Origin of the sequence: Sorangium sp. So ce117 (genome assembly GCF_051524395.1) — a bacterium.
GTDB classification, from domain to species: domain Bacteria; phylum Myxococcota_A; class Polyangia; order Polyangiales; family Polyangiaceae; genus Sorangium; species Sorangium cellulosum_B.
The window spans coordinates 3,978,509-3,992,348 of record NZ_CP150309.1; the positions used below are offsets into that span (position 1 = coordinate 3,978,509).

General features: G+C 72.8%; 7 protein-coding genes. 4 read left to right on the top strand and 3 right to left on the bottom strand.

Features of this window, described 5'->3' with window-relative positions; genetic code table 11:
• Positions 1-289: 289 nt before the first annotated feature.
• Complete coding sequence (locus tag WMF46_RS14920; RefSeq protein WP_437986226.1) at positions 290-2,617, top strand: PilZ domain-containing protein; 2,328 nt, start codon at positions 290-292, stop codon at positions 2,615-2,617.
• A gap of 139 nt (positions 2,618-2,756) precedes the next feature.
• On the opposite strand, the gene WMF46_RS14925 is transcribed toward WMF46_RS14920, so the two are convergent.
• The 3 genes from WMF46_RS14925 to WMF46_RS14935 all read right to left on the bottom strand — a co-directional run bounded on the left by WMF46_RS14925 (position 2,757) and on the right by WMF46_RS14935 (position 10,285).
• Positions 2,757-3,458 carry a hypothetical protein gene (locus WMF46_RS14925; protein WP_437986227.1) on the bottom strand — a complete coding sequence of 234 codons (702 nt, stop codon included), beginning with the start codon at positions 3,456-3,458 and terminating at the stop codon, positions 2,757-2,759.
• Positions 3,459-4,517: 1,059 nt separating this feature from the next.
• Positions 4,518-5,804, bottom strand: a complete 1,287-nt coding sequence (locus WMF46_RS14930; RefSeq protein WP_437552608.1) for a patatin-like phospholipase family protein — start codon at positions 5,802-5,804, stop codon at positions 4,518-4,520.
• Entirely contained in the window at positions 5,801-10,285 is a 4,485-nt protein-coding gene (locus WMF46_RS14935; RefSeq protein ID WP_437986228.1) for a serine/threonine-protein kinase, read from the bottom strand. The genes WMF46_RS14930 and WMF46_RS14935 overlap by 4 nt, the downstream gene beginning before the upstream one ends.
• A 488-nt stretch (positions 10,286-10,773) precedes the next feature.
• Between WMF46_RS14935 and WMF46_RS14940 the strand changes: the two genes are divergently transcribed.
• From WMF46_RS14940 to WMF46_RS14950, 3 genes are read left to right on the top strand one after another with little or no spacing between them, the layout of a single operon-like run.
• Positions 10,774-12,507, top strand: coding sequence for a fumarate reductase/succinate dehydrogenase flavoprotein subunit (locus WMF46_RS14940; protein ID WP_437986229.1), 1,734 nt, complete (start codon positions 10,774-10,776; stop codon positions 12,505-12,507).
• A 40-nt stretch (positions 12,508-12,547) separates the two neighbouring features.
• Positions 12,548-12,832 (top strand): 4Fe-4S dicluster domain-containing protein, encoded by a 285-nt coding sequence (locus WMF46_RS14945; protein WP_012235387.1) that lies wholly within the window; start codon positions 12,548-12,550, stop codon positions 12,830-12,832.
• Between the two features lie 21 nt (positions 12,833-12,853).
• Positions 12,854-13,840, top strand: a complete 987-nt coding sequence (locus WMF46_RS14950) for a HEAT repeat domain-containing protein (protein ID WP_437986230.1) — start codon at positions 12,854-12,856, stop codon at positions 13,838-13,840.

Here is a 13,840-nt window from a genome sequence, read left to right on the forward strand (position 1 = left end):
CGGCACCGCTCGGCACCGCTCGGCACCGCCCGGCTCCACCTGTCACCGCCTGCCACCGCCTGCCGCCCATCGCACCCCGCCTACGCCCCCGTTGCTCCGTCGCTCGCCGCGCCACAACGCTGCGCATCACGGCGGCGCGTGTTCACGTGGCACGTGGCGCATGGCGCGTGGCCGGGGCCTCCAAAACTTGGCCAGCGCGTGGCTTACGCCGTACTGCCGGCCAATGGGCCCTTTGCACCGCGGAGGGCCCGCGATGGCGGACGCGGCTTCGCGGCGGAGGAATGGGCGTATGAACGGTCGAGGCGCAGAGGGAGAGGGCGTTCGCAAGGCGCCGGAATCCTTGGACAGGGAGCGCGAGGGCGGCGGCGAGCGGCGCGCTGGCGCCGGGCAGCGGGTCCGCGTCGAGGCGCTCGTCGCGGTCGGCGAGACGTCGGGCGGCGGCTTCGAGGCCGAGTCGATCGACATGTCCCCCGAGGGGATGCGCCTGCGCACGGCGTACCTGCCGCGGGTCGGCGACGCCCTGATCTGCCGGTTCGACGGGCTCGGCAAGGAGCTGGTCGTCGAGGGCGAGGTCTGCTGGCGCGCCGAGCAGGCGCGCGGCGGCGAGTTCGGCCTGCGCTTCACCGGCCTCGACGCCGAGGCGGAGGAGGCGGTGCGCGCGATGTGCTCGTCGATCGACGCGGGCGCCGCGGGCGCCGCGCCGGCGCTCACCGTCCAGGCCGCCGCCGCGTCGCTCGGGGCCGCGCAGCGGGGCTCCCGCGTGCGGCTCCACATCGAGGGGCTGGGCTCGCCGATGAAGGCGCGCGTGCGCGGCGGCGGGCTCGACGACCTCGAGGTCGGCTCCAACCTGGAGTTCCTCAAGGTGGGCCGCTCCCTCGAGCTGGAGGAGGTCGATCAGGGCACGCGCCGCGAGGCGTACATCGATCACGTGAAGGTCGAGGTCGACCCGGCGACGAGCGTGCCGCAGCTCGTTGTCACGCTGTGCTACGAGGCGCCCCGCGCGGCCAGGGCGCCGCGGCCACGGCCCTCGTCGCCCGAGGCGCTCCCCCCGGCCCCGGCGCGATCTTCCCACGACGCCGGCGCGGCGGCGCGGGCGCCGTCGTCGCCGCCGCAGGGCGAGCGCGCGGCTTCGCGGCCGTCGTCGGCGCCGACCGTCCCGGCGCGCGATCATCAGAGCGAGCGCGCGGCTGCGCGGCCTTCCACGGCGCCGACGGTTCCGGCGCGCGATCCTCAGGGCGAGCGCGCGCTGGCGCGGCCTTCCTCGGCGCCGGCGGCCGAGCCTCGGGGCGAGCGCGCCTCATCGGGCGCGAGCGGCGGCGCGAGCGGCGGCGCGGCGGCCCACGCGGACGACGACCACGACAGCGACGTGTCGCCGGCGCTCTCGGCCCGGGAGGCGCGCGCGGGCGCCGAGGCGGCCCCGCCCTCCGCGGACGACGGGGCGCCGCCCTCCGCGAGCGCGGCCGAGGACGCGGGCGCCGAGGCGGCTGCCGATGCGCAGCCGGGCCGGCTGCGCGAGGTCGGCGAGAAGGCCGCGATGGCGGGCAAGGCGGTGGCGGGCAAGATCGCGCCCGCGCTCGCCGGCGCCGGGGCGCGCGCGGCCACGGCGATGGCGGGCCTCGTGGCGAGGATCAAGGCGCGGCGCGCCGCGCGCGCAGGCGACGGCGACGGGTCGGGCAAGGACGGCGGCCCGCGCCGCAAGACGGCGCCGCCGCCGGCTGGCGCGCTGAAGTCCGGCGGGCGCCGGCTGGTGCGCGAGGAGCCCGAGGAGGCGGCGGGCGAGGGCGGGGAGCCGCCGCGCTTCAACAAGAAGGCGGCCGCGGTCGGCAGCTTCCTTGGGCTGGCGGCGGTGCTCGTGGTGTTCGGGGCGGCGCGCTTCCTCGGCCTGCGGGGCGGCGACGCGCCCTCGGCCGGGGCCGAGTCGGCCGCGGGCGCGCCGGCGCTGCCAGCGTCGGCGTCCTCCGGCGCGCCTGCCCTCGCGGCGGCCGCGGGGCCGGCTGCAGCGCCGGGTGGCGCGCTCACGGCGAACGTCCCGCTGTTCGGCGCGACGCCGCTGTCGACGACGGAGCCTGTGCCGCCGACGCCGCCGGCGGAGCCGAGCGCGCTGGCCGGCGACGCGCTCGCGCCGGGCGCGGCGGTCCCGGGCGGCCCGGGCGAGGACGACGAGGTGGAGGCGGCGGACGACGGCGACCAGGAGGGGCCGCGGGAGTGGGGGCAGGGATCGGTGCGGAACCCCATCGTCCTGAAGCTCAAGATGGACGGCCCGATCGAGGAGCTGAACGGCGCGGCCGGCGCGATGGGCTTCACGGTATCGCTGCCCGATCGGCGGGCGCTGTCGTCGGGCAGCGGCCTCGCCCGCAAGGACAAGCGCATCGCGTCGGTGCGCGTGGTCAACACCGCGCACGGCGCGGAGGTCACCCTGCAGTTCAAGGACGGCGTGCCCGCCTACAAGGCGAAGGCGCGCGGCGATCGCCTGGAGATCGCGCTCGGCCGCGGCGAGTCGAAGAAGGTGGCGTCGAAGTCGAAGCCCGAGAAGAACGAGAAGCACGACAAGAAGAAGGGCGACGACGCCAAGAAGAAGAGCGAGAAGGGGAGCGGTAAGAAGGACAAGGAGCGCTGAGGGGCGCTCGGCCGAGCAGAGCCGACGGCTCGCAACGAACCGAGTCCGCCGCTGGTACCGAATCGCTCGACGATCGCCGATCCGCGCGGCGCGCCGCCCGCCTGGCGTCGAATCAGGGCTCGGCTCCTTCCTCTCCTCCTCAGAGGAAGTAGTGGACCGTCAGGTTGACGGACCCGCTGCTGGCGTTGCTGCTCTCGCCCATGTACTCGTAGCTCAGGATCGTCCAGCGCCCGGTCATCTCGAACCCGAAGCCCTTCGGACGACCCCACAGAACGCCCAGCTCCAGCATGCCGCCTAGCGCGTCGTCGAACCGAGCATCGGCGCCGCCGAGGACGCCGTCGCCATAGAGGTGCGGGTTGAGCTCCAGGATCCCGCCCGCGGCCACGACGCCGTGCCACGAGCTGTCGATTGCCACCAGGCTCCGGACGGAGGCCATCAACGGGATGCGCTCCAGCTTGATCGAGCCATCGGCGTCGGCGAGGGTGCTCTTGTACTTCCACCCGGCGTCCAGCCCGAGACCGAGTCCCACGCGATCCCCGAGCCAGAGAGGCGTCCAGGTCAGTCCACCGGAGAGGGAGACCCCTTCTCCGGCGTGGACGGTGGTCGTGGAGCCGTCCGAGTACGTGAGCTCGGCGAGCTCATCGCCGCCGAAGGCGAGGCCGAGCGAAGCGTGCAGCCCCAGAGACGAGAGCCATTCCCCGCGGCGCAGAGCCGGGGCGAACTCGTTCGGAGCGCGATCCTCCTCGGGTGCTGCGGAGGGGGCCTCGGCGCGCGCCACGGAAGCCCAACCCAGTATTCCCACTCCCAGCGCCGTGATCAGGATCTTCGAGTTGATGGTCATGGTTCTCGCTCCAATCCGAGCCGTCAGCCGGTGACGACGATCTTGTCGCGCACGCCGACGAGTACGCGTTTGTCAGCGCGGCTCTTCCCGACGTTGTGCAGCCTCTGAACGCCGTGATGCCGGCACTCGGCGCGGCGTCAGCCTCGGTGAAGGACACGCGTACTGGCGTTGTGTGAGCCTTCGAGTGACGAGGCGATAGACAATGGGTTTGTTGTGAAATCTTGTCAACGACGAAGCAGGGAGAGGTCATGGCGTCATGAAGGCATACCCAGCAGGCTTGGTCGAACTCCCGGGAGCGCTCGCCATGGACGCCGAGCAAGGCTCGGCCGATGGATGCACAGGAGCGTGGCGGTGAGGTCGACCCGTGCATGCCTCTGTCGCGGGATCGGCTGTTGCGGGCGCTGCTTCGCTTCGCCGACGAGGCGGGCCTCGACGCCGTGACGATGCGGGCCGTCGGCCAGCGCTTGCACGTCGAGGCCATGTTCCTCGACAAGCATGTCACTCACAAGGGCGATATCGTCGACGATCTCGTTGAGATCGTTGTCTCCGAGATACTTTGCCTTCGGCGTGGGGGCGCCGCCGGAGGGGGGCGCAGCGGACCGGATCCGCTGGAAGAGGGCGCCGCCAGGGGGGCACAATGGGCCCGGACCGTTGAGGGGGCCGCCGGGGCCGCGACGCGCGCTGACTGTCCGCGCCCTGGGCCCACGTGGCCGAAGGTCCTCCTTGATTCCCCATCCACGGCAGCCGCGGTAGGCCCCCGTGGCATAGGTGTTAACCAGCGCGTTCAGGGCCCCAAGCCAGCCCCCCAGCAGCCACCACTGCGGTCGTGAACGTGAACGTGGTCGTGGTCGTGAACGTGGTCGTGGTCGTTAACGGCTCAGTCGTGAACGTGAACGTCTCGTCCCGTTAATGGTCGACCAAGGTACCGGCGGAACGTTCACGTCTACGATCATGTCGTCGACGACCACGACCACGTTCACGACCACGTTCACGTTGGTGAACGCTGGGGGGGTCGGGCGGGGCCCTGAGCGCGACCGAACGACCTCCGCCCCCGCCTCGCTACACCGATCTCCCCGGCCCCACCGGTGGCGGGATCGACCACTCCGCGCTGTCCGACAGCCGGGGCTCCGCCTCCTCCGCCGCGCTCCCGAAGAAGTCCGCGACGTCGTGCCGCCTCGCCTCCGCGTCCGCGCGCCCCAGCTCGATGAGCTTCCGCGTGAACGAGCCGTCGAACAGCAGGTAGCTCGCGAGATCCGCGTCGTTCTCCGCGCCGACGTCCACCAGCGAGAGCAGCCTCCGCATCATCGCCGGGCCGCCCTGCAGCTTGCCCGCCCTCACGTGCTCCGCCGCCAGGCGCCCGAGATCCGCGCTCGGCCGCACCACCAGCGTCTCCACCCTCCGGTACGGCAGCGCCCCGCGCAGCGCCGCGGCCCCGTTGATCGATTGCAGGAAATCCGGGCCGAACGCCTGCTCCCCGTCCTCGATCATGTGGTTCACCCGCGTCAGCACCTCGAAATCGGTCTGGATGTGGTCGAGCAGGAACGCGTTCAGCACCTTGCCGAGCACGAGCGCCATCCCCGGCGGCTTGCCGCTGTCCCCCGCGTCGATGCTCCTCACCTCGCGCGACAGCCCGATCGCCAGGACGTGCGTCGCCCCCAGCCGCAGCGCCGGCGCGATCGGCGTGTTCTGCCGCACGCCCCCGTCCATGTACAGATCGCGGCCGATCCGCACCGGCGGGAACAGGATCGGGATCGCCGCGGACGCGAGCGCGTGCTGCGGGCCTATCAGCGCCCCCCGGATGATCGTCCGCGGCGGCGCCGTCGTCGGCAGCGCCCCGTCCGGGCCCGTCTGCATGAAGATCACCGTGCGGCCCGTCCCGATCTCCGTCGCCGACACGCTCACCGCCGAGAGGTAGCCGTGGCGCAGCGTCCGCGCGATCGCGCGCCACGGGATCTCCCGCTCGACGAGCCGCTGCATCGGCGACACGTCGAACAGGCCCACCCCCTCCGACCCGCCCCCGAACAGCAGCTTCGGCATCGAGATCGCCTGCCGGACCCCGAAGCCGAGCACCGTCTCCAGCTTCAGCTGCGTCCACAGGTTGACGAGGCGCCGCACCCCCAGCGTCGGATCGTCGAGGTGCGCCGCGAGGTAACACGCGTTCACCGCGCCCACCGACGTCCCGCACAGGATGTCGATGCGCGGCGGCGCCCCGCGGAGGCGGGCGAACGCGTCGAGGACGTACGACAGCACGCCGACCTCGTACGCGCCCCGCGCGCCTCCGCCCGAGAGGATCACCGCCACCTTGCGCCGCGGCTTCGCCCCGGTCCTCGCGCCCGTTCCCGTCATGCCATCTCCCCGCGGCGGAGCGGGTCGTGCGCCGCCGCCGGTCCGTCCGCCTCCGCGGCGAGGACCCGCCGCACCACGGTGCGCTCCAGGAACAGCGCCCTGAGCCGCGCGTCGCGGATGTAGCCCGCCACCCTCCGCACGTGCGCCGCCGCGCGGTGGTACGCGTCCGTCGAGCTCGCCGGCGCGCCCTTCTGCAGCGCCTCGCAGCAGAGGTCGCGCACCTCGATGCCGTACTCCGAGCTGCCCGCCTCGACAGCGCCGAGCGCCGTCCGCGCGAGCAGCACCCCGGAGTGGACCTCCCCCGCGTCCACCCGCGACGCCGCCTCGATCGCCGTCGCGTGGGCGTGGTAGCTCATCAGCCCCTGCGACTCGGCGAGCTGCCGCGCCTCGGAGGCGCTCGCGATCGCGCCCTGGATGTCGCCTCGCGCCCTGGCCAGCAGGCCGCGGACGTTGCGCTCGTGGATCATGTCGTAGACGCTGCCGGTCACCGCGATGAGCGCGCCCGCGTCGGCGCAGAGCGTGTGCGCGGCGTCGACGTCGCCCGCCTCGAGGAGGATCCCTGCCGAGCAGAGGAGCGTGTCGGCCCGCGCATCCTGATCGTCATAGCGCTCGTGGGCCTCGCGCGCCCGCTTCATGTACGCCAGGCTCCGCGGCACGTCCCCCAGCTTCGCGTAGGCGTGGCCGATGTTGCTTAACGTCTTGGCGATCTGGAACCGGCCGCCGATCGCGAGATCGATGGAGATCGACGAGAGCCCGACCGCGATCGCGTCCTCGAAGCGCTCGAGCACGAACATCGCCACCGCGAGCGAGTTCTTCGCGCGCGCCTCGCTGCGGCGCGCCCCCACCGCGCGGAACACCGCGATCGCCTCGGCGTAGGCCTCCACCGCCTCCTGCACGCGGCCGACCCGGCGCAGGAGCACCCCCTTCGTGCGCAGCACCTCCGCGCGCGCCCGCGGCGTCAGCCCGCCCGCCTGCGTCACCCGGAGCGCGCGATCCGCCGCGCTGATCGCGCCCTGGACGTCGCCGAGCTCGCGCAGCACCTCCGACAGGATCGTGAGCGCCTCGACCTCGAGCGCAGGGCGGCGCGCGATGCGCGCGATCTCGGCCGCGCGCTGCGCCACCGGCAGGCCGCGGGCGAGGTAGCCGTCGTCGAGGTCGAACCGCGCGGTGCGCACGAGGGCGAGCGCCGCCCAGCGGGCGTGGCCGCTCTCCTTCGCGAGCTGGCGCAGCGCCGCGAGGTGCCGCCGCCGGTCGCGGCGGCGGCCGAGGTGGCGGAAGATCGCCTCCAGCGCCTCGTGCGCGATCATCCGCCGCGTGTCGCCGGTCGGCAGGAGCGACAGCGCGCGCTCGTAGTACCGCCGCGACAGCTGCGCCTGGTGCCCCGCGCGCGCGGCCCGCGCGGCGTCGAGGTAGAGCTCCGCCGCCGGCCCGGGCGCCTCGCCCCGCGCCAGGTGCTGCGCCACGATCGCGGCCGAGAGCCCCTGCGAGAGCGGCGTCGTCGAGAGGTGCTCGCCGAGCCGCCGGTGCATGCGCACGCGGCTCGCGCCGTCGAGCGCGAGGTAGGCCACGTCGCGCACGAGCGGGTGCCGGAAGTCCACCGCCCCGGCGCGGCGATCGCACAGGCCGCGCGCGCAGAGGCGCGTCACCGCCTCGTCGTCGGCGAGCCGCGTCAGGTTCAGGATGTCGTCCTTGAGCAGCGGCCCCCCCGCGACCGCCAGCCAGTTCACGACGTCGTGCTCCGCCGGCGGCAGCTCGCGCAGGCGGTCGCCGATGAGCTGCTCCAGCGTCGAGGGCAGCGGCTCGCCGCGATCCCCCGTCCGGTCGTGGCGCACGAGCTCGTGCCGCCCGCCCGGGTGCTCGACGATCTCCAGCGTGCCCCGCTCGAGGAGCGCGTCGATCATCTCGAGCAGGAAGAACGGATTGCCGGCGACGCGCGGCACGAGCTCGCCGCAGACGGCCGCCACCCCGTCGCGCACGCCGAGGCGGGCCTCGACGAGGCGCATCTGCTCCTCGGCGCTGAGCCCGCGGAGCTCGATCCGCACGAGCCCCTCGATGAACGGGGTCACGCGCTCCTCGGGGCGCGTGAGGAGCAGCACGAGCACCGGGAGCCGCTCCGCGCGCTGCTTCAGGAGCTCCGAGAGCAGCTCCAGGCTCGGCCGGTCGGCCCACTGGAGGCCGTCGATGACGACGACGAGCGGCTGGTGGCGCGCCAGCGAGCCGAGCAGGTACTTCACGCCCCGCACCACCACGTCGCGGCCGTAGGCGGCCGCCTCCTCCTCGGGGTGCTCGAGCTGCTTGCCGGTGACGAGCTCGGCGAGCCGCGTGACGATGCGCGCGCCGAGCGGCGAGCGGGCGATGGGCCCGAGCAGCGCGCGGATCACGTGGGAGGCGTCGTCGATCGCGTGGTCGAGCCCCATCCCGGTGACATCGCGGAGCACGTCGCAGACCGTGGCGAGCGGCAGCTCGCTCTTCACGGGCGAGCACTCGACGTGGAGCACGCGCGCGTCGCCGGGGAGCTCCGAGAGGAACGTGGAGATGAGCGCGCTCTTGCCGATGCCCATCTCGCCGACGATGACGCGCGCCACGGATTGCCCGCGGAGCGCGCCGATCGGCGGGCTCGAGGGCCTGCTCGAGATGCTCGGGGGCCTGCTCTGCCGGCTCCCCGGCGGCTCGCTCTCGCCGAAGCGCGCGGGCGGCTCGACGTTGCCCTTCACGGGCGGCGAGATCGCCCGGTGGTAGGCCGCGTGCAGATCGGCCCGCTCCGCGTCGCGCCCCACGAGGTCGTTCGGCGAGAGCGCGATCTCCGCCATGCGCTCCTCGCGGGTGAGCGGGCGCTGCAGCGCGTAGAGCCGCATCTGGTGCGGGACCGGGTAGCCGCGGGCGTCGTCGAGGTCGAGCGAGGGCGCGTCGCCCCAGCGGAAGTCGCGGCGGACGAGGCGGTAGACGCCGCCCGCGACCCAGGTCTTGCCGAACGGGGTGCGGCTGCCGATGCGCTCGGCGAGGAAGTTCGCGGGCTCCTTGAGCGCGTGGTTGATGAGGTGCCCCTGCTCGTCGCGCTCGCCGTACGCGATGCCGCGGACGATGCCGATCGCGGCGCGGAGCTCGACGGGCAGATCCTCCGACGCGCCGGCGAGCGCCTCGTGCACGTCGACCGCCAGCGAGGCCGCGTCGGCCGCGGCGCGCGAGGGGTTCGCGAGCAGCCCGACCACCGCGCGCGCGCCCGCGTGCGACTCCCACGACCAGATCGCCCCGTGCTTGAAGGCGATCGCGTCGAGGGTGGTCCGGATCGAGCGCCCGCTGCGCTTGCCGGCGAGCCGGCCCTGCGCCCCGAGCAGCGCGTCGACGCCCTCGATGCGCAGCGTGACCACGGCGACGTGGCGCACCTCGCGCACGGCGCGCGGCGCGCCCGTGCCCTCGGCGTCGCCGCCCGTGCGCGCGGCCGGCACCGCCGCGAGCGTCTGCGGCTGCGCCACGGAGCCGTCGTCGGCGGGCTGCTCCTCCGCGCCCTCCGCGCCCTCCACGCGGCGCGCGGCGCCCTCGCGCGCCTCCTCCGCGCGGTCGCGGCCGAGCAGGTGGGCCACGGTCTGCTCGACCGAGGCGTTGTCGACGAGCTCCTGCCGCGCGAGCAGACCGCGCGCGACCGCCCCGGCCAGGTCGCGCGCGGTCTGGAAGCGGGCCTCGGGCTCGCGCTCCATGGCGCGCATCACGATCGCCTCGAGCTCCGCGGGGATGTCGCGCGCGTGCGACGACGGGGGGTCGAACCGGCCCTCCTTCACGGCCTGGAGCAGCGCCTCGTCGTCGAGCTTGCCGTACGGCGAGCGCATGGCGAGCAGCTCGTAGAGCACGACGCCGAGGGCGTAGATGTCGCTGCGCCGGTCGACGCGCTCGCCGCGCGCCTGCTCGGGCGACATGTACCCGAACTTGCCCTTCAGCACGCCGGGCTCCTCGCGGAAGAGGTTGGCGCTGGCGATGCCGAAGTCGGCGATCTTCACGACGCCCTCGAGCGAGAGCAGGATGTTCTGCGGCGAGACGTCGCGGTGGACGATGGCGAGCGGCATGCCGCCCTCGTCCTTGCGCTCGTGGGCGTAGTGCAGCCCCTTCGCCGCCTCGGAGACGATGAACGCCGACACGAGCGGCGGGATCCGCGACTCCTTCTGCTGGGCGGCCCGCATCAGCTTGCCGAGGTCGAAGCCCTCGACGTACTCCATCGAGAGGAGCAGCCCGTCCTCGCCGTGGTCGGAGAACTCGTAGACCTGGACGATGTTCGGGTGGTTCAGGCGCGTGGCGAGGTGGGCCTCCTCCACGAACATCGCGCGGAAGCGCCGCGAGGCCCCGTGCGCGGGAAGGATGCGCTTGACGACGAGGAGCTTGTACGTCCCCTCGGCGCCCCGCTTCTTGGCGAGGAAGACCTCCGCCATGCCGCCAGCGCCGAGGCGGCGCTGGATCTCTAGGTCGGCGAGCTGGGACGGGTGCTTGGCCATGCAGCGAAGCGGCGCGCGGGCGCCCTGGCTGGGAGGCGCCGAGCGCGGTGAATCGGGTGACCGGTGATGAACAAGGTCCGCGCTCGGTTCCCCCGATCCATGGGAGGACTACGAGTTGACCCGCATGGTAGCGTCCCGCCCGGGTCTCCGGGGAGACAACCAGGGTGGAAAGGCGAATCTTTCTGGGTGGCTCGGGGATCCCCGCCGGGGGTGAGCCTGCCCGCGCGCCGCACATCCGCCATGGCGGCGCCGCCAGACCCCGGCCCTGACGCTTCGCTTGCAAGGCGCCCTCCCACGGCGCCCGACACCTGGCCGGTGCTGCGCCAGCAGCAACAAAGCTGTTGCCGAAGCACAGGCCGTCTGTTAAAACGGATGCTGCGTCTGTGATGAGAGACGCCGGGCGTCCGACCCCGGCCGCTGGCCATTGGCCACTGGGCCGAGAGGCGGTGGGGTCGTCGTGTGCGCGCCCGAAACCTTGAGGGCTTGTAATGGACATTCGCGTGACAGAGGCGGACGTCGTCGTCGTGGGCGGCGGCAGCGCAGGCTCCACTGCAGCGGTGGAGGCGCAACAGCGGTTGCCCCGGGGGAGGGTCGTCCTCCTCGAGAAGGCGCATATCAAGCGGAGCGGCGCCATCGCGATAGGCATGGATGGGCTGAACAACGCCATCATCCCGGGGCACGCGACGCCGGAGCAGTACGTGAAGGAGATCACGGTGGCCAACGATGGCATCGTGAACCAGCGCGCCGTCTATGAATATGCGCGCAACAGCTTCGCGATGATCCAGGAGCTCGATTCCTGGGGCGTGAAGTTCCAGAAGACGCGATCGGGCGATTTCGACGTCAAGAAGGTCCACCACAACGGGAGCTACGTCCTCCCGATGCCCGAGGGCTACGATCTCAAGAAGATCCTGACGCGCATGGTCAAGCGCGCCGGCGTGAAGGTCGTCAACCGCGTGATGGCGACGCGTATCCTCGTGACCGACGGCCACGTCGCCGGGGTGATCGGCTTCGACACCCGGGAAGGACATATCGAGATCATCAAGGCGAGGGCGGTCATCCTGTGCTGCGGCGCCTCGGGGCGGCTCGGGCTGCCGGCGTCGGGCTACCTCCACGGGACGTACGAGAACCCGTCGAACGCGGGAGACGGCTACTCGATGGCGTACCACGCGGGCGCCGAGCTCTCGGGCATCGAGTGCTTCCAGGTGAACCCGCTCATCAAGGACTACAACGGTCCGGCGTGCGCGTACGTGACAGGCCCGCTCGGCGGGCACACGGTCAACGCGCGGGGGCACCGCTTCATCGAGAGCGATTACTGGAGCGGGCAGATGATGCTCGAGTTCTACCGGGAGCTCCACTCCGCGAACGGCCCCGTCTACCTGCAGCTCACCCACCTCGCCCCGGAGACGATCACCGAGGTCGAGCGGGTCCTGCACCAGACGGAGCGCCCGAGCCGCGGGCGCTTCCACGAGGGGAGGGGGCACAGCTACGCGAGCGATCTCGTCGAGATGCACATCTCCGAGATCGGCCTGTGCAGCGGGCACAGCGCGTCGGGGGTCTGGGTCAACGAGAAGGGCGAGACCACGGTGCCCGGGCTCTACGCCGCGGGCGACATGGCGTGCGTGCCGCACAACTACCTGCTCGGCGCGCTCACCTACGGGAAGATCTGCGCCCAGAGCGCGCTCGATTACCTGGAGCGCGCGCCCGCGGTCGAGCCGCTCGCCGCCGCGGTCGACGCCGAGCGGGAGCGCATCCTCGCCCCCCTCTCGCGGAAGAGCGGGGTGGCGCCGCACCAGTACGAATACAAGGTGCGGCGCCTGGTGAACGATTATCTCCAGCCGCCCAAGACGGGGAACAAGATGACGCTCGGGCTCGAGTACTTCCTGCGGGCGAAGGAGGAGCTCGAGGAGGTCACCGCGGAGAGCCCCCACGAGCTCATGCGGGTGATGGAGTGCCATTTCATCCGCGACTGCGCGGAGATGGCGGCGCGCGCGTCGCTGTACCGGACCGAGAGCCGCTGGGGCCTCTACCACTACCGGCTCGATTACCCCGAGATGGACGACCGCAGCTGGTTCACGCACGTGCAACTGAAGAAGGACGAGCGCGGCGAGATGGTCGCCTTCAAGAGGCCGGTGGAGCCCTATCTCTTCCCGATCGACGACGGCGAGCGCAATGCCTACCACCGGCTGCGCATCCCGGCCGAAGAGCAGCGCGCGTCGGCCTGACGAGCGCGCGAGAACGCGAGAACACGAGGTCAATCAAGCGATGGGTCACCTGCTCAACCGCGAATCCGTCAAGGCGCAGAGCGCCAGGTCCGTGGGCCACGCCGAGGCCGCCGTGCGGCTCGATCTGCCTGTCGTCATCGACGAGGCGTCGTGCATCAAGGGCTGCCGCATCTGCATCGACTCGTGCCCGGTCGATTGCCTCGCGATCGATCCCGAGACGAAGAAGGCCCGCATGGCCTACGACGAGTGCTGGTATTGCCTCGCGTGCGAGATCGATTGCCCCAAAGAGGCCATCACCGTGAAGATCCCCTTTCTTATCCGATAGCGACACCACGGCAGAGACGACATGACACAGCCTTCGCTCGCGCAGGATCTCGAGGGCATCCTCGGGGATCCCGACCCCGGCGCGCGCCAGCTGGCGCTGACGCAGATAGAGGATCTCTCGGATCCGGAGATCATCCACCCCCTGATCGCGGCCGTCCGCGACGAGGATCCGACGGTGCGGGCGCTCGCGCTCGGGCACCTCGAGGATCTCGGCGACGCCCGCGCGGTGCCCGCCGTCGTCGGGGCGCTCGACGACGAGGACGACCGCGTGCGGGAGGCGGCCGCCACGGCGCTCCGCGAGATCCGCGGGGCAGACGCCGCCACGCACCTCATCAAGGCGCTGGGGCACACGAGCCCGTTCGTCCGCACCTCGGTGATCGTGGCGCTCCGCGAGATCCGCGACCCGCGCGCGCTCGCGCCCCTCGAAGGCGCGCTCGGCGACCCGGATCCCGAGGTGCGGCGCGAGGCGGTCCTCTCTCTGGCTTACCTGCGGCGGCCCGAGTCGGCGCCGGCGCTCCGCCCGAGCCTGCGTGATCCCGACGCGCGGGTGCGGCAACTCGCGATCGGCGCGCTCGAGTCGCTCGGCGCGCCGGGACTCGTCCAGGACCTCGTGGGGCTGCTCTCCGATCCGGACTGGCGGGTGCGGGTCGAGGCCGCCATCGTGCTCGGCCGCTCGGAGCACGGCCTCGCGGCGCCGCACCTCCGGAGCGCGCTCGACGACGGCGCCTGGCAGGTCCGGAAGGAGGCGGCGCTCGCGCTCGGGCGGCTCCGGGCCACCTCGGCCACGGAGGACCTCGTCGGGCTGCTCGGGAGCGATCTCGCGGATCTGCGCAAGGCGGCCGCGCAGGCGCTCGGCGAGATCGAGGCGGCGGTCGCGGAGGCGCCGCTCCGCCGGCTGCTCGGCGACGCCGACGTCGAGGTGCGGAAGGCGGCCGGCCGCGCGCTCGAGGCCATCCGGACGGGAATCGGGCGAGGCAACGAACGACATGAGACCTTTGCGAGGGATTGA